The organism is Streptomyces sp. ActVer, assembly GCF_027270795.1.
Taxonomy (GTDB): domain Bacteria; phylum Actinomycetota; class Actinomycetes; order Streptomycetales; family Streptomycetaceae; genus Streptomyces; species Streptomyces umbrinus_A.
Window position 1 is genome coordinate 1 of the sequence record NZ_JAPWHT010000067.1, and the last position, 16,253, is coordinate 16,253.

Annotated in this window: 13 protein-coding genes and 1 pseudogene; 11 read left to right on the forward strand and 3 right to left on the reverse strand. The window is 69.6% G+C overall.

The features are described 5' to 3' along the window. Together O3Q52_RS14015 and O3Q52_RS14020 are read right to left on the reverse strand one after the other, a co-directional pair. The coding region (locus O3Q52_RS14015) for a helix-turn-helix domain-containing protein (protein ID WP_269649108.1) at window positions 1–853 on the reverse strand (853 nt) is incomplete at its 3' end. Beyond that, complete coding sequence (locus tag O3Q52_RS14020) at window positions 850–1,734, reverse strand: helix-turn-helix domain-containing protein (protein WP_269649109.1); 885 nt, start codon at window positions 1,732–1,734, stop codon at window positions 850–852. The genes O3Q52_RS14020 and O3Q52_RS14015, both read right to left, overlap by 4 nt. A gap of 172 nt (window positions 1,735–1,906) precedes the next feature. Here O3Q52_RS14020 and O3Q52_RS14025 point away from each other — a divergent pair, with 172 nt between their 5' ends. The 4 genes from O3Q52_RS14025 to O3Q52_RS14040 all read left to right on the forward strand — a co-directional run bounded on the left by O3Q52_RS14025 (window position 1,907) and on the right by O3Q52_RS14040 (window position 5,581). Then, window positions 1,907–2,923 carry a zinc-dependent alcohol dehydrogenase family protein gene (locus O3Q52_RS14025; protein ID WP_269649110.1) on the forward strand — a complete coding sequence of 339 codons (1,017 nt, stop codon included), beginning with the start codon at window positions 1,907–1,909 and terminating at the stop codon, window positions 2,921–2,923. 77 nt (window positions 2,924–3,000) lie between these two features. Further along, window positions 3,001–3,666 carry an SDR family NAD(P)-dependent oxidoreductase gene (locus tag O3Q52_RS14030; RefSeq protein ID WP_269649111.1) on the forward strand — a complete coding sequence of 222 codons (666 nt, stop codon included), beginning with the start codon at window positions 3,001–3,003 and terminating at the stop codon, window positions 3,664–3,666. 208 nt (window positions 3,667–3,874) lie between these two features. Then, window positions 3,875–4,222, forward strand: a complete 348-nt coding sequence (locus tag O3Q52_RS54150) for a cyclophilin-like fold protein (RefSeq protein ID WP_332112905.1) — start codon at window positions 3,875–3,877, stop codon at window positions 4,220–4,222. 102 nt (window positions 4,223–4,324) lie between these two features. Continuing rightward, window positions 4,325–5,581, forward strand: a complete 1,257-nt coding sequence (locus O3Q52_RS14040; protein ID WP_269649113.1) for an MFS transporter — start codon at window positions 4,325–4,327, stop codon at window positions 5,579–5,581. A 236-nt stretch (window positions 5,582–5,817) separates the two neighbouring features. Here the strand turns inward: O3Q52_RS14040 and O3Q52_RS14045 are convergent. Continuing rightward, window positions 5,818–6,567 (reverse strand): annotated as a pseudogene (locus O3Q52_RS14045) (IS256 family transposase); the annotation flags it as partial. 666 nt (window positions 6,568–7,233) lie between these two features. On the opposite strand from O3Q52_RS14045, the gene O3Q52_RS14050 reads away from it, so the two are divergent. The 7 genes from O3Q52_RS14050 (at window position 7,234) to O3Q52_RS14080 (ending at window position 16,233) form a co-directional block, all read left to right on the forward strand. After that, on the forward strand, window positions 7,234–8,421 hold the full coding sequence (locus tag O3Q52_RS14050) for an MFS transporter (RefSeq protein ID WP_269649124.1): 1,188 nt from the start codon (window positions 7,234–7,236) through the stop codon (window positions 8,419–8,421). 11 nt (window positions 8,422–8,432) lie between these two features. Beyond that, entirely contained in the window at window positions 8,433–8,990 is a 558-nt protein-coding gene (locus O3Q52_RS14055; RefSeq protein ID WP_269649114.1) for a hemerythrin domain-containing protein, read from the forward strand. Between the two features lie 65 nt (window positions 8,991–9,055). Then, window positions 9,056–12,742, forward strand: coding sequence for a nitrate reductase subunit alpha (locus O3Q52_RS14060; RefSeq protein ID WP_269649125.1), 3,687 nt, complete (start codon window positions 9,056–9,058; stop codon window positions 12,740–12,742). Further along, window positions 12,742–14,460, forward strand: coding sequence for a nitrate reductase subunit beta (gene narH, locus O3Q52_RS14065; protein WP_269649115.1), 1,719 nt, complete (start codon window positions 12,742–12,744; stop codon window positions 14,458–14,460). Before O3Q52_RS14060 ends, narH begins: the two co-directional genes overlap by 1 nt. Then, window positions 14,457–15,113: a nitrate reductase molybdenum cofactor assembly chaperone gene (gene narJ, locus O3Q52_RS14070; RefSeq protein WP_269649116.1), complete on the forward strand. Its 657-nt coding sequence runs from the start codon at window positions 14,457–14,459 to the stop codon at window positions 15,111–15,113. The genes narH and narJ overlap by 4 nt, the downstream gene beginning before the upstream one ends. After that, window positions 15,110–15,847: a respiratory nitrate reductase subunit gamma gene (narI, locus tag O3Q52_RS14075; RefSeq protein ID WP_269649117.1), complete on the forward strand. Its 738-nt coding sequence runs from the start codon at window positions 15,110–15,112 to the stop codon at window positions 15,845–15,847. Before narJ ends, narI begins: the two co-directional genes overlap by 4 nt. Beyond that, window positions 15,847–16,233 carry a cupin domain-containing protein gene (locus O3Q52_RS14080; protein WP_269649118.1) on the forward strand — a complete coding sequence of 129 codons (387 nt, stop codon included), beginning with the start codon at window positions 15,847–15,849 and terminating at the stop codon, window positions 16,231–16,233. The genes narI and O3Q52_RS14080 overlap by 1 nt, the downstream gene beginning before the upstream one ends. Window positions 16,234–16,253: the final 20 nt, after the last annotated feature.

Consider the following 16,253-nt stretch of genomic DNA (forward strand, 5'->3'; position numbering starts at 1 on the left):
AGGGCGACATGTGTTGGTCGGTGGCCCAGGAGGCGAGGATGCTCAGCCGCTCGTGAGTGGGAGATCCGGGGGCGCCGGTCCAGACGGTCAGGTGCTGGTCGGGATCGGTGTTGGCGGTGAGGGTGTCCCAGTCCAGGACGAGTTCGCCGACGACCGGATGGTTGAGGGTCTTGGTGCCCACGGTGCGGGCTGCGACGCGGTGGTCACCCCACCACTGGGCGAACTGTTTGTCACGTGTGGACAGTTCACCGACCAGCTCGATCAGGCGGGGGTCCTCGGGATACTTCGCCGCCTCCATCCGCAGCTGCGCCACGGTGACCTGCCCGGCGGTCTCCCAGTCGGCGTACAGGGTGCGCATCGCCGGATCGGTGAAGATGAGCCGCGGGTAGTTGCGGTGCTTCTCCGGAATGCGGGAGAAGTCGGTGACCAGGGCTGCCGCCAGTGCGTTCCACGCCAGGATGTCCCCGCGCCGTCCCTGCACGATGGCCGGGACGGCGGTGAGGTCGTCCAGCACCCGCTGCAGCTGGGGCTGTACCTTCTGCCTGCCGTGGCGCCGGGTGCGGGTGGTGGTCTTGCCCGCGAGCTGGAAGAGATAGCCCCGTTCGTCGTCGTCCAGGTGGAGAACGCGGGCGATGATGTCCAGCACGGGAGCGGACGCCTGCATGCGGCCCTGCTCAAGCCGCGTGTAGTAGTCCGTGCTGATCGAGGCGAGCTGGGCGACCTCCTCGCGGCGCAGACCGTCCACCCGGCGGGGCCCGCCCGTCTCCGGCAGCCCGACCGTGCGCGGGCTCAGTTCGGAGCGGCGCTTCTTGAGGAACTCGCCGAGCTCATTGAGAGGAACGTTGCTGGTCATGCTTCCCATCCTGACGAGGCGGGCAGGTTCTGGTCGGCGGCCCAGGAGGCGAGGATGCGCAGCTGATCGTGCGCGGGGGAGCCCGGGGCAGCGGTCCAGACCGTCATGTACTGGTCGGGGTCGGTGCTGGCGGTGAGGGTGTCGCAGTCGAGGGTGACCTCACCCACGACCGGATGGATCAAGGTCTTGGTGCCCACGGTGCGGGCGGCGACGCGGTGATCGCCCCACCACTGGGCGAACTGCTGGTCGCGCATGGACAGTTCACCCACCAGCGCGATCAGGCGGGGGTCCTCGGGATGCTTCGCCGCCTCCATCCGCAGCTGCGCCACGGTGACCTGCCCGGCGGTCTCCCAGTCGGCGTACAGGGTGCGCATCGCCGGATCGGTGAAGATGAGCCGCGGGTAGTTGCGGTGCTTCTCCGGAATGCGGGAGAAGTCGGTGACCAGGGCTGCCGCCAGTGCGTTCCACGCCAGGATGTCCCCGCGCCGCCCCTGCACGATGGCCGGGACGGCGGTGAGGTCCTCCAGCACCCGCTGCAGTTGCGGCTGGACCTTCTGCACGCCCCGGCGCCGCGTGCGCACGGTGGCCTTTCCCGCGAGCTGGAAGAGATAGCCCCGCTCGTCGTCGTCCAGGTGGAGGATGCGGGCGATGGTGTCCAGCACGGGGGCGGACGCCTGCATGCGGCCCTGCTCGACCCGGGTGTAGTAGTCGGTGCTGATGGAGGCGAGCTGGGCGACCTCTTCGCGGCGCAGTCCTTCGACCCGGCGGGGCCGGCTGGTCGACGGAAGTCCGACCGTGTGCGGGCTCAGCTGTGAGCGGCGCTTCTTGAGGAATTCTCCCAGTTCGTTGAGGGGAACGTTGCTGGTCATGCTTCCCAGCATGACATCGATCGCACCCGGGGAAAGGGGGAGGATTTCCTCCCTGGATGTTCCTCTCCCCGGATAGATTCCTCCGCTTTTCGTGCCCGCCCTCGCGTGTGAGGCTCGATCGTGAGCAGCCACTCCTGACTTTGGCTGCGGCTCACTACCCTCCCACCTAAGGAAGCAGCCAATCATGCGCGGAGCAGTCATTCACGCCCCCGGCGACGTGCGCTTCGAGACCCTGGCCGACCCGAAGATCAGCCGGCCGACCGACGCGATCATCCGTACGGTCGCCACTTGTGTATGCGGCTCGGACCTGTGGCCCTACCGCGGCGCGGAGCCGGTGGACGAGCCCCATCCGATGGGGCACGAGTACGTCGGCATCGTCGAGGAAGTCGGCAGCGAGGTCAGGAACGTCAAGCCGGGCCAGTTCGTCGTCGGGTCGTTCGCCACCTCGGACAACACCTGCCACAACTGCCTGAACGGCTGGCAGTCCTCCTGCCTGCACCGCGAGTTCATGACCACCTGTCAGGCCGACTACGTCCGCATCCCCAACGCCCACGGCACCCTCGTCGCCACCGACGAGCATCCGGACGGCGCGCTGGTGCCCGGCCTGCTCGCCGTCTCCGACGTGATGGGCACCGGCTGGTACGCCGCTCTCGCCGCCGAGGTCAAGCCCGGCTCCACCGCCGTAGTCGTGGGCGACGGAGCGGTCGGCCTGTGCGGCGTCATCGCCGCGCGCGAACTCGGCGCGGAGCGGATCATTGCCATGAGCCGCCACGAAGCACGGCAGAAGCTCGCCCTCGAATTCGGCGCCACCGACATCGTCGCCGAACGCGGCGACGAGGGCATCGCCCGCGTCAAGGACCTCACCGGCGGCATCGGCGCCGATTCCGTACTGGAGTGCGTGGGCACCGCCGAGTCGATGCGGCAGGCCCTCAACTCCGCCCGGCCCGGCGGCAACGTCGGCTTCGTCGGCGTCCCGCACGAGGTGGCGGTCGACGGCCAGGAGCTGTTCTTCTCCCAGGTCGCTCTGCGCGGCGGACCTGCCCCCGTGCGCCGCTTCCTGCCCGACCTGATCGACCGGGTCCTGACCGGCCGGATCAACCCGGGCAAGGTCTTCGACCTCACCCTGCCCCTGGAGCAGGTCGCCGAAGGCTACAAGGCGATGGACGAACGCCGCGCGATCAAGACCCTCCTGAAGCCCTGACCGCAAACCGTTCCGCCGCTGGGGCCGGGCATCCGCAACCCGGCTCCGGCACGGCCCCTCGACACGAAGGACTCACAGTGACCACTTTCGCCCTCATCGGTGCCGGACCCGGCCTCGGGCTCGCCGCCGCCCGCCGCTTCGGAACCGCCGGCCACAGCGTCGCCCTCATCTCCCGCAACACCCAGCGCCTGGACGGCCTGACGGCCGAACTGGCCGGCGACGGCATCAAGGCCCGCGGCTTCGCCGCCGACGTCCTCGACGCCGAGTCCCTGACCGCGGCCCTGTACGCGGCCGGTACCTCGCTGGGGACTGTCGAGATCCTCCAGTACAGCCCCGTGCCCCGGGCCGACTTCATGAAGCCGGTCCTGGACACCGGCGCCGACGACCTGGACGCACCCCTCGCCTTCTCCGCCAAGGGCCCCGTCACCGCGGTGAACGCCGTCCTGCCCGGCATGCGCGAACTCGGCCGCGGCACCCTGCTGTTCGTCAACGGCTCCAGCGCCGTACGCCCCAACCCGAACGTCGCCGGCACCTCGGTCGCCTTCGCCGCCGAAAGCGCCTATGCCCACATGCTCCACGACACCCTCGCCGCGCAGAACATCCACGTCGCCCAGCTGATCGTGCCGGGTGCCATCCGGCCCGACTCCGAACACAGCAGCCCCGACGCCTTGGCCCAGCGCCTCTACGACATCCACCGCGAGCGCGACGGCTTCCGCCACTACTCCGAGCCCCTTCCCGACTGAGACCCGGAGCACTCTCATGAACTCCGCTGCCCGCCGCGCCCTGGTCCACGCCGTCCCGGCAGCCGCTCTCCTGCTGGCCGTGAGCGCCTGTACCAGCGACTCATCAGGAGCCACGCCGCCCTCCAAGTCCTCTTCCCCGGCGTCCTCGGGACGGCAGGAGGCATCTTCATCCGCCGCACCCAGTGCATCAGCCGCCAGGAGCACCGCCATGGACATCCGGGTCACCATCGACGGCCGGCGCGTCGACGCCACTTTGAACGACAGCCCTGCGGCCCGTGACTTCGCCGACCTGCTCCCGCTCACCCTGGATCTGGAGGACTTCCACCAGACGGAGCGGATCGCGGACCTGCCGCGCAGGCTGACCACTTCCGGCGCTCCGGACCCAGCCGTTCCACGGGCCGGTGACCTGGCCTACTACGCACCCTGGGGCAACCTGGCTCTCTTCTACCGCGACGGCGATTCCGCCTCCGCCGACCTGCTCATCCTCGGCCACGTCGACGCCGACGCCGACCGGCTCGGCACGGCCGACCGCATCACCATCGAAGCCGCCTCCTGACCCTTTGCAGCCAGGTCGCCGCCCCGTCCGCTCCGACGGCCTCCCCGTGACCGCATTCCGTTCCCGCCAATCCGCCATTCCTCTCAAGGAGAGACCACCCGTATGCCTTCCACATCCGGGACCACCCCCGGCAAGCTCCCCTTCGTCGTCTGGGTGCTCGCCGCAGGCACGTTCCTGATGGGCACCACCGAGTTCGTCATCGCCGGGCTGCTGCCCGAACTGTCCACCGGCCTCGGTGTGAGCACCTCCCAGGCCGGGCTGCTGATCACCGCCTTCGCCGTCGGCATGATCATCGGTGCGCCGACCATGGCCCTGGCCACCCTGCGCCTGCCCCAGCGACAGACGCTGATCCTGGCTCTGTCCGTCTTCAGCCTCGGTCACGCGGTGGCGGCCCTCAGCACCTCCTTCACCGTCGTCCTCGCCGCCCGCGTCGTCACCGCGCTGGCCACCGGAGCGTTCTGGTCCGTCGGTTTCGTCGTCGCCACCGCCGCCGCAGGCCCGCAGAGGGCCACCCGCGCCACCGGCGTCATGATCGGTGGGCTGACCCTGGCCAACGTCGTCGGCGTGCCCATCGGCTCCTTCGCCGGCCAGTTCATCGGCTGGCGCGGCCCCTTCTGGGCCCTGGCCGCCCTCTCCGCCCTCGCCGCCGTCTTCATCGGCCGCTTCATCCCCACCCAGGAACAGCGCGCGACCGTCTCACTGCGCGCCGAGTTCGGCGCCCTGCGCCAGGGGCGGCTGTGGCTGGCGCTGAGTGCCGCCGTGTTCATCATGGGCGGTGTACTGGCGACCTACAGCTACGTCACCCCGCTGCTGACCGACCGCGCCGGGATCCCGGCGGGCGCCGTGCCGTTCGTCCTCATCGCCTTCGGTATCGGCGCCCTGAGCGGCACCACCACCGGCGGCCATCTGGGTGAGCGCCGTCCGATGGCCACCACCATCACCGCCGCGGCGGCCACCGCCCTGGTGCTGTTCCTGATGATCCCGCTGTCCACCAACGCGGTCACGGCCACCGTCCTGGTCTTCCTCGTGGGCCTGACCGGTTTCGCGGTGAACCCCGTCGTCACGGCGCTCGCCATGCGGTTCGCCGGCGACGCCCCGACCCTGACATCCGCGCTGACCACCTCCGCCTTCAACGTCGGCGTGGCAGGCGGCTCCTGGATTGCCGGTGAGGCCCTGGACTCCTCCCTCGGCGTGACCGGCCCGCCCCTGGTCGGCACGGTCATAGCCGCCCTCACCCTGTTTCCGCTCATCGCCCTCGCCGTCCGCGGCACCTCCGGCAAGAACCGCATCGTGGCTCAGCGCACCGCTCCGAGCGGGAACTCGTCTCCCTGCCCGTGTGCGCTGCGGCAACAGACATGACAGACGAAGCTCGGAGGAGGTGATCGAGTTCGCTGGCGGTCTGGGCGGGGCGGCCTGTAACGCTCCCGATGAGCATGAGAGCAGAGCAGCTCAGACCGTGGTGGGCGAAGGCTTCATGGGCCGTCAGGTGGCTAATGACGGCAGAATCCGTGCTGGCTGCGTCGGCCGATTCGGGGGTGGATCACGCCCCAAGTGCGGGTGTGTCAATTTAACGGCTGATCTTGGTTGTTGAGTGGTCAGGTGTTGCTCGGGGTCAGGCGGCCCTCGAACGCGATCTGAAACGCGTTCAGGGGCGCTTTCCAGCGCATGGTCCACCGCTTGCGGCCCTTCCCGGTCGGGTCCAGGCTCATCAGCGCCATAGAGATGCACTTGAGGGCGGCGGCTTCGTTGGGGAAGTGTCCGCAGGCGCGGACGGCTCTGCGGATGCGAGCGTTGACGCTCTCGATCGCGTTGGTGCTGCAGATGACCTTGCGGATCTCGACGTCGAAGGAGAGGAACGGCACGAACTCGGCCCAGGCGTCCGACCACAGCTTCACGATCGCTGGATACTTCCGGCCCCACGCCTCCTGGGACTCCAGGAACCGCTCCGTAGCCGCGTCTTCGCTGGGTGCGGTGTAGACGGGCTTGAGGGCCTTGGCGACCTTGTCCCAGTCCTGACGGGCGGCGTATCGGAACGAGTTCCGCAGCAGGTGAACCACGCACGTCTGGACAATCGTGCGAGGCCAGACGGTCTCCACGGCCTCGGGAAGGCCCTTGAGCGCGTCGCAGACCAGCATCAGCACGTCATCCAGGCCGCGGTTCTTCAGCTCGGTGAACACGTGCAGCCGGTACTTCGCGCCCTCACCGCCGTCGCTGGCCCAGATGCCGAGGATGTCGCGGGTGCCGTCCACGGTCACCGCCATCACGACGTAGACCGGACGGTTCGCGACCTTCCCGTCCCTGATCTTGACGTTGATGGCGTCCACGAACAGGACCGGATAGACGCGGCGGATTCCATCGGTGGTTGCGACACCCGAGAGGAGTCGGACTTATGCCTCGAGGTGGAGCCAACAGACTGCCGCTGGCGGTGCCGAAGGAGTACTTCGATCTTCCGCAGTCCCTTGTCCACGGGATGGGGCTGGGCTCAGAGCGGCACGCCCTGGACCCGGCGACATACGGCCAACCCGTGCTTGCTGTGCGGCGCCCGGCACTCCCAGCTGCGGCGGATCGTCCCCGAGACCATCGCCGGCAGCGGCCGGGAACGGTTGCCTCCGTACCCCTGACCGCGCGATGAGAGTTCTCACGATGGCGCCCCTGTCCGCGCCGACGCGCTGCGGCGGACCCGGACACCGCCCGGCACATGTACCCCACCCGGCTCGGGAGATGAGGACCAACGGCCCCTGTCTCGGAAGCCGGCTCCTGGCGATCCTGACGGGGACGTAGTGGTCGGGCCCCACGGCCACGAGACATGTGACGCGACCGTCTGCCGGCACTTTTGAGGAGCCGAGAAGAGCATGCCTACGACGCCCCGCCCTGCGAAGCCGGAGATCCCGACAGGCAAGTCATCCACGGGCGACCGGGCCGATGAATCGCAGGAGGCCATCGGCTCGCCTCGGTCCCCTGTCCCCGCCACGAACGCGAAGGCGCCGCCGTCGGCCGGCCGCCGGTGGCTGATGCTGGCGCTTGCCACGGTCGGGTTCGCGGTGAACTTCTGGGCCTGGGCGCTGCTGAGCCCGCTCGGCCCGCGGTTCAAGGACAGCCTGCAACTGAGCTCGTTCCAGCAGGCGTTGCTGGTCGCCGTGCCGGTGGTGGTGGGCTCGTTGGGCCGTATTCCGGTGGGTGCGCTGACGGACCGGTTTGGCGGCCGGGTGATGTTTCCGCTGGTCTCCGCGGCCACCATCGTCCCCGTCCTGTACCTGGGGCTGGCCGGACACTCCTCCCTGAACCAGCTGCTGGTGGGCGGGTTCTTTCTCGGTGTCGGCGGCACCGCGTTCGCGGTGGGGGTGCCCTTCGTCAGCGCCTGGTTTCCGCCCGAGCGCCGGGGGCTCGCGATCGGTGTCTTCGGTGCCGGGATGGGCGGCACAGCCATCAGCGCCCTGACCACGGTGAACCTGGTCAAGTCGTACAGTCTGGCCACTCCGTTCGTGGTGACCGCCATCGTGCTGGCCGGCTATGCGGTGCTGGCCGCGTTCCTGCTTCGCGACGCTCCGGGCAGGGAAGTGCCGCCCGGTAGCATGACGGGCCGGCTCGCCGCCACCGTCAGGCTCGGGGTCACCTGGCAGGCATCCGCGTTGTACGCGGTCGCGTTCGGCGGATACGTCGCCTTCTCCGTCTATCTGCCCACCTACCTCAAGTCCGGGTACGGCCTGGCGCAGGCCGACGCGGCCAACCGGATGGCCGGGTTCGTACTGCTGGCGGTGGTGATGCGGCCGGTCGGCGGCTGGCTGTCCGACCGGCTGGGCCCCACCCGCGTACTGGCCGTGGCGCTCGCCGTGGTCACGGTGAGCGCTGCCGTTCAGTCCTTCGCCCCGCCACTGGCCCCGCTGGGCACCATCGCCTTCCTGGCGATCGCCGCCGCGCTCGGCGCGGGCAGCGGTGCCACCTTCGCCCTCGTCGCCCTGCTCGCCCCGGCCGGCAAGGTCGGCGCCGTCACCGGTGTCGTCGGCGCGGCCGGGGGTCTGGGCGGATTCGTCCCGCCTCTGCTGATGGGTTCCCTGTACGGCGCATACGGCACCTACGCACTCGGACTGGCCCTGCTCGCCCTGATCGCCGCCACCGCCCTGGCATTCACCGCGACCACCGTCCGCAAGGCCGTCACCGGCGGCGCCCATCGCACCCCGACGGCACCCAACCCGGCCTGAGACGAGTCACCATGTGCGAATACTGCGGCTGCCAGGCACTACCCCAGATCGCCGAACTGACCCGTGAACACGACATGGTCGTCAATCTCATCGGGGACGTCCGCACCGCGCACCGCGACGCGGACGTGTCTCGGATGGCGTGGATCGCGCGCCGCGTTTCCGCCGTTCTCGTGCCGCACACAGCGGTGGAGGAGCAGGGTCTCTTCCCGCCGCTGGCGGAGGAGTTTCCCGAAGGTATGGCGGCACTCCGGGCCGAACATCGGCACGTCGAGGCCGTCCTCGACGAGGCTGCCGCGGGCGTCCCGGCCGACCCCGTCTGGCCCCGGCGGCTCCTGGACGCCCTGGATCTGCTGCGCGACCACATCATCAAGGAACAGGACGGCGTGTTTCCCGCCGCCCTGGCCGGGCTGAGCACAGAGGACTGGGAGGCCATGGACGCGGTCCGCTCCCGCGTCGGAACGCTGAGCGCGGATCTCGCCACGACGGGGTTCGCCACAGAAGCCGGTGTCGACCAGCATGCCGGATCGCAGCAGGACGGGCCGCTGACGCCCGGGAAGGCGGCATCGTGAGCCCACGAGCTTCAGGAACCCCAGGTACCCCAGGAACCGACCCGAAGGCACACCAACCGGCCGGCCTGGACGGGGAGTTGGCGGATGCGCTCGTGGGCACCCGCAGGTTCTTCACCCGAGCCGAGGTCTCCGCCGACCACCGCACCCTGTACAAGATCGGTGGCCGGAAGGCCGACGACTTCTACCGGGACCGCTGGAGCCACGACAAGGTGGTGCGCTCAACCCACGGGGTGAACTGCACCGGCTCGTGTTCGTGGAAGGTGTACGTCAAGGACGGGATCATCACCTGGGAGTCCCAGCAGACCGACTACCCCACGGTCGGCCCGGACAGCCCCGAGTACGAGCCGCGCGGCTGCCCGCGCGGGGCCGCGTTCTCCTGGTACACCTACTCGCCCACCCGCGTCCGCTACCCCTATGTGCGCGGGGTGCTCCTGGAGATGTACCGGGAGGCCAGGGCCCGGCTCGGTGACCCGGTGCTGGCATGGGCGGACGTAGTCTCCGACCCCGAGCGCTGCCGGCGCTACAAGTCGGCGCGCGGCAAGGGCGGTCTGGTGCGGGCGAGCTGGGACGAGGCGAGTGAGATGATCGCCGCCGCCCATGTGCACACCATCAAGGAGTACGGTCCCGACCGGCTGGCGGGGTTCTCGCCGATACCGGCGATGTCGATGGTCTCCCATGCCGCCGGTGCCCGCTTCTACTCGCTGCTCGGCGGGGTGATGCTCTCGTTCTACGACTGGTACGCCGACCTTCCGGTCGCCTCCCCTCAGGTCTTCGGGGACCAGACGGACGTACCGGAGTCCGGTGACTGGTGGGACGCCGGTTATCTGATCATGTGGGGCTCGAACCTGCCGGTGACCCGTACCCCGGACGCGCACTGGATGGCGGAGGCCCGCTACCGGGGGCAGAAGGTGATCGCGGTCGCCCCGGACTACGCCGACAACGTGAAGTTCGCCGACGAGTGGCTGCCCGCCGCGCCGGGCACCGACGGGGCGCTGGCCATGTCGATGGGACACGTGATTCTCAAGGAGTTCTTCGTCGACCGCCAGGCCGGCTACTTCGCCGACTACGTCAAGCGGTACACCGACCTGCCCTTCCTTGTGACCCTCGAACAACGCGGCGCCGGGGCCGACTTGACGTACACGCCGGGGAAGTTCCTGACCGCCGCCGACCTGGGCGGCACGGCGGCCGAGGCGGAGAACGCGGAGTTCAGGACCGTCCTCCTCGACGCCGCCACCGGCGACCCGGTCGTCCCGAACGGTTCGCTCGGCCACCGCTACGGCGAGTCGGGCGCCGGAAAATGGAACCTCGACCTCGGCGACACCGATCCCCTGCTGACCGCCGATGGTGGTGGCGAGGACGCCGTGACGGTCGAGCTGACCCGGTTCGATACCCCGGACGGGACCGCCGGACAGCTGCGCCGGGGCGTCCCCGTACGCCGGATCGCCGGGCAGTTGGTGACCACAGTGTTCGACCTGCTGCTCGCCCAGTACGGCGTGGCCCGCGACGGGCTGCCGGGGATCTGGCCGAGCGGTTACGACGACCCCGACCAGCCCTACACCCCGGCGTGGCAGGCGGCCATCACCGGGGTGGCCGGTGAGACGGCGGCCCGTATCGCGCGCGAGTTCGCCACCAACGCCGAGGAGTCCAAGGGCCGCTCCATGATCATCATGGGGGCGGGGACCAACCACTGGTTCCACTCCGACACCATCTACCGCTCCTTCCTCACTCTGACGACACTGACCGGCTGCCAGGGCGTCAACGGCGGTGGCTGGGCCCACTACGTGGGGCAGGAGAAGGTCCGGCCCATCACCGGCTACTCGGCGATCGCGACGGCCGCCGACTGGCACCGGCCCGCCCGGCAGATGATCCAGACCGCGTACTGGTACCTGCACACCGACCAGTTCCGCTACGACCCCTTCAGCGCCGACACCCTCGCCGCCGCCGGCGCGGGCGGCACGTTCGCCGGCAAGAGCACCGCGGACGTCATCGCGGCCTCGGCCCGGATGGGCTGGATGCCGTCCTACCCGACGTTCGACCGCAACCCGCTCACCCTCGCGACGGACGCGGAAGCCGCCGGGCAGGAGGTGCCGGAGTACGTCGTCGACCAACTCAAGTCCGGACGGCTGAAGTTCGCGGGCGAGGACCCGGACGCGCCGGAGAACTTCCCCCGGGTGCTGACCATCTGGCGGGCGAACCTGCTCGGCTCCTCCGCCAAGGGCAACGAGTACTTCCTCAAGCACCTGCTCGGCACCGACTCCGCCGTACGCGCCACCGAGGCGCCGCCCGACGCCCGCCCGCGGGATCTGGTGTGGCGGGACGAGGCGCCGGTGGGCAAGCTCGACCTGCTGCTCACCCTGGACTTCCGGATGACCAGCACCACCGTCTACTCCGACATCGTGCTGCCGGCGGCGACCTGGTACGAGAAGCACGACCTGAACACCACGGACATGCACCCGTTCGTGAACTCTTTCAACCCGGCCATCCCGCCGCCCTGGCAGACCCGCACCGACTGGGACGCCTTCAACACGATCGCGGCGGCGTTCAGCCGTCTCGCAGAGGGGCGACTGGGCACGGTGAAGGACGTGGTGGCCGCGCCGCTGCTGCACGACACCCCCGACGCGATGGCCACCCCGCACGGGCGTGTCCGGGACTGGAAGGCAGGCGAGTGCGAGCCTGTCCCCGGCCGGACCATGCCCAAGCTCGTGACAGTGGAGCGCGACTATCCGGGCGTCGCCGACCGGATGACCGCCCTCGGCCCGCTGCTCGACACCCTGGGCGCCACCACCAAGGGCGTCACGTTCGACGTACGGCAGGAGCTGGAGTACCTGCGGCACAAGAACGGCACCGTGCGCGGCGGTCCCGCCGACGGCCGCCCGTCGATCGCCCGGGACGTGCAGGTCTGTGAGGCGATCCTGGCTCTGTCCGGTACCACCAACGGACACCTGGCCACCCAGGGCTTCCGCACCCTGGAGGCCCGTACCGGCGTCAAGTTGGCCGACCTGGCCGCCGAGGCCGAGGGCAAGAGGGTCACCTTCGCCGACACCCAGGCGGGCCCCGTCCCGGTCATCACGTCGCCGGAGTGGTCGGGGACGGAGTCGGGCGGGCGCCGCTACTCGCCGTTCACCATCAATGTCGAACGGCTCAAGCCCTGGCACACCCTGACGGGTCGTCAGCACTTCTTCATCGACCACGACTGGATCGCCGAACTCGGAGAGTGGATGCCCGTCTACCGGCCGCCGCTCAACATGCACGCCCTCTTCGACGAGCCCGAAGTGGGCGATCAGGGCGAACTCGGCATCACCGTGCGGTACTTGACCCCGCACAACAAATGGTCCATCCATTCCGAGTACCAGGACAACCTGTTCATGCTCTCGCTCTCCCGGGGCGGCCCGACCGTCTGGATGAGCAAGGAGGACGCGGCGAAGATCGGCGTGCACGACAACGACTGGATCGAGGCGGTCAACCGCAACGGCGTCGTCGCCGCCCGCGCGGTCGTCTCCCACCGCATGCCGGAAGGCACCGTCTACATGCACCACGCCCAGGACCGGCTCATCGACGTCCCCCGCACCGAGACCAACGGGCGGCGCGGCGGCGTCCACAACTCGCTGACCCGGCTGCTGGTCAAGCCCAGCCATCTCATCGGCGGCTACGCCCAGCTGTCGTACGCCTTCAACTACCTCGGCCCGACCGGCAACCAGCGCGACGAGGTCACCGTCATCCGCCGCCGCACCGACCAGGAGGTGACGTACTGATGGCCCCGACGCCCGCGAGCGCGGCGCCCGGCCGCCGGGTCATGGCGCAGATGGCGATGGTGATGAACCTCGACAAGTGCATCGGCTGCCACACCTGCTCGGTCACCTGCAAGCAGGCTTGGACCAACCGCCCCGGCGTGGAGTACGTGTGGTTCAACAACGTCGAGACCCGTCCCGGCCAGGGCTATCCGCGCCGCTACGAGGACCAGGAGAAGTGGCGCGGCGGCTGGGACCTCAATCGGCGCGGCAATCTGAAGCTGAAGGGCGGCGGCCGGTTCAAGAAGCTGATCAACATTTTCTCCAACCCCACGCTGCCCTCGCTCGACGACTACTACCAGCCCTGGACGTACGACTACGAGACGCTGACCAACGCGCCGCTCCAGGAACACACCCCGGTCGCCCGCCCCAAGTCCCTGATCACCGGCAAGGACATGAAGATCACCTGGTCGGCCAACTGGGACGACAACCTCGGCGGTTCGGCCGACCACGGCGACAAGGACGTACTGCTCGCCGGGATCGCCGAGAAGGTCAAGTTCGAGTTCGAGCAGACCTTCATGTTCTATCTGCCGCGGATCTGCGAGCACTGCCTCAACCCGTCCTGCGTCGCCTCCTGCCCCTCCGGCGCGATCTACAAGCGCTCCGAGGACGGCATCGTGCTGGTAGACCAGGACCGCTGCCGGGGCTGGCGGATGTGCGTGTCCGGCTGCCCGTACAAGAAGATCTACTTCAACCACCGCACCGGCAAGGCCGAGAAGTGCACCTTCTGCTTCCCGCGCATCGAGGTCGGCCAGCCCACCGTCTGCGCCGAGACCTGCGTCGGCCGGCTCCGCTACATCGGCCTCGTCCTCTACGACCCCGACCAGGTCCTCGAAGCCGCCTCCACCCCCGACGACACCGACCTGTACGAGGCGCAGCGACAGGTCTTCCTCGACCCCGACGACCCGCAGGTGGCCGCCGACGCCGAGCGGTCGGGCATCCCGCGGGACTGGATCGAGGCCGCCCGGCGCTCCCCGGTGCACGCCCTGATCAACACGTACAAGGTCGCCCTGCCGCTGCACCCGGAGTACCGCACGCTGCCCATGGTCTGGTACATCCCGCCGCTGTCCCCGGTCGTCGATGTCATCCGTGACACCGGCTACGACGCCGAGGACCGCGGCAACCTGTTCGCCGCGATCGACGCCCTGCGCATCCCCGTGGACTACCTCGCCCAGCTGTTCACCGCCGGTGACCCGGTCCCCGTCGACGCCGTGCTGCGGCGGCTGGCCGCCATGCGAAGCTACATGCGCGACATCAACCTCGGCCGCGAGCCCGACGCGAGCATCCCCGCCGCGGTGGGGATGACCGAGGAGCAGATGTACGACATGTTCCGGCTGTTGGCGCTGGCCAAGTACGAGGACAGGTACGTCATCCCGCCCGCGCACGCCGAACAGGCGCACAGCCTGGAGGAGTTGGCCACCGAGTGCAGCCTCGACTTCGAGGACGGCCCCGGCATGGGCGGCTCCGGTCCCTTCGGCGAGGCCTCCGGCGCTCCGGACCCGATCGCCGTGGAGAACTTCCGCCTGCAGCGCGACCGCCAGACCACCGACGTCGTGGACTCCTCCGCGGCCCCCGGCGACAAGTCCACCCGGCTGAACCTCCTCAACTGGGACGGCAACGGCCGCCCCCAGGGTCTGTTCCCCCACTCCTCCGGAGACGACGAGAGCGAGCCGCGCCCATGACCCCCGCCGGCAAACGCGGCCCCGCTGTCCGAAATCCCGCCGCCTGGCAGGTCCAGTCCCTCCTCCTCGGCTATCCCGACGAGCGACTGCTCGAACAGGCGCCGCTCGTACGGGCGGTCACCGACACCCTGCCCGACCGGATCGCCGAGCCCCTGCTCCGATTCCTCGGACACCTCGACCGCACGCCCGCCACCGACCTGGCGGCGGACTACGTCACCACCTTCGACCACCGCAAACGCAACTGCCTCTTCCTCACCTACTACGCCCACGGCGACACCCGCAATCGCGGCGCCGCACTACTGCGCCTCAAGCAGACCTACGCCGCGGCCGGACTGCGGCTGACCGACGAAGAGCTGCCCGACCACCTCTGCGTCGTCCTGGAATTCGCCGCCACCAGCGACCCCGAAGCAGGACAGCGCCTCCTCACCGAGCACCGGGCCGGACTGGAACTGTTGCGCCTGGCACTGCGCGACGCGCGATCGGCATGGGCCGACGTCCTGGACTCCGTATCGGCGACCCTGCCCCCGCTGGCCGGTGACGAGCGCGAGGCCGTCGCCAAGCTCGCCGCCCAGGGGCCGCCCGAGGAACAGGTCGGTCTCGCGCCGTTCGCACCACCAGAGTTCATGCCGGCCCCGACGGGAGGCCGGTCATGACCCCGGACACGGACGCGCTCGACGTCGTGCTGTGGGTGGTCCTGCCGTACATCGCGCTGTCCCTGTTCGCCGTCGGCCATGTCTGGCGCTACCGCTACGACAAGTTCGGCTGGACCACCCGCTCCAGCCAGCTGTACGAGAGCCGGCTGCTGCGTATCGGGAGCCCGCTGTTCCACTTCGGGGTCCTGGCGGTGGCGCTCGGCCACATCGGCGGCCTGGTGATCCCGAAGGGCTGGACCGAAGCCATCGGTGTCAGCGAGCACAGCTACCACATCATGGCCACTCTGCTGGGGACCGTCGCCGGGGTCAGCACACTGGCCGGGCTCGCGATCCTCGTCTACCGGCGTCGTACGGTCGGGTCGGTGTTCAGCGCCACCACCCGCAACGACAAGCTCATGTACGTCATGCTCACCCTAACCCTGGCACTGGGGCTGTCCGCCACCGTGGTCAGCAACATCATCGGCGGGGGATACGACTACCGCACCACCATCTCGCCCTGGTTCCGGTCGGTCTTCTACCTGCACCCGGACCCCGCGCTGATGGCCGGTGCGCCACTGCTGTTCCAACTGCACGCGCTCAGCGCCCTGCTGCTGTTCGGCGTCTGGCCGTTCACCCGGCTGGTGCACATGCTCACCGCACCGCTCGGCTACCTCACCCGCCCGTACATCGTCTATCGCAGCCGGGACGCGGAGCTGGGCTCCCGCGCGCCCCGGCGCGGATGGGAACGCACCTGATGAGCACCCACCACAACGGTCCTGCCCGGCCTCCCGAGACACACCTGTCCACCGGTGAGGTCACCAACCTGGCGGCCATGGGAGAGCAATTGCTCGCCGATGCCAGGTCCGCGACCTCCGGGACCTCCGGGCGAGCGGCACGAACCGTCGTCGCCCTTCCGGGACTTCGAGTCACCCTGATCGCACTTGCATCGGGTTCCGAACTCGCCGAACACGAGGCCCCGGGCTCCGCCACCCTCACCTGCCTTACCGGCCGGGTGACGCTCAGCACCACCGACCGCACGTGGGCCCTCGGTGAGGGCGACATCGTCGCCATTCCCGACCAACGGCACGGCCTGACCGCCGAGACCGATGCGGTGGTACTCCTCACCGTCCGACTGGCGTAGCGGGCAACTGGCACGTAGAC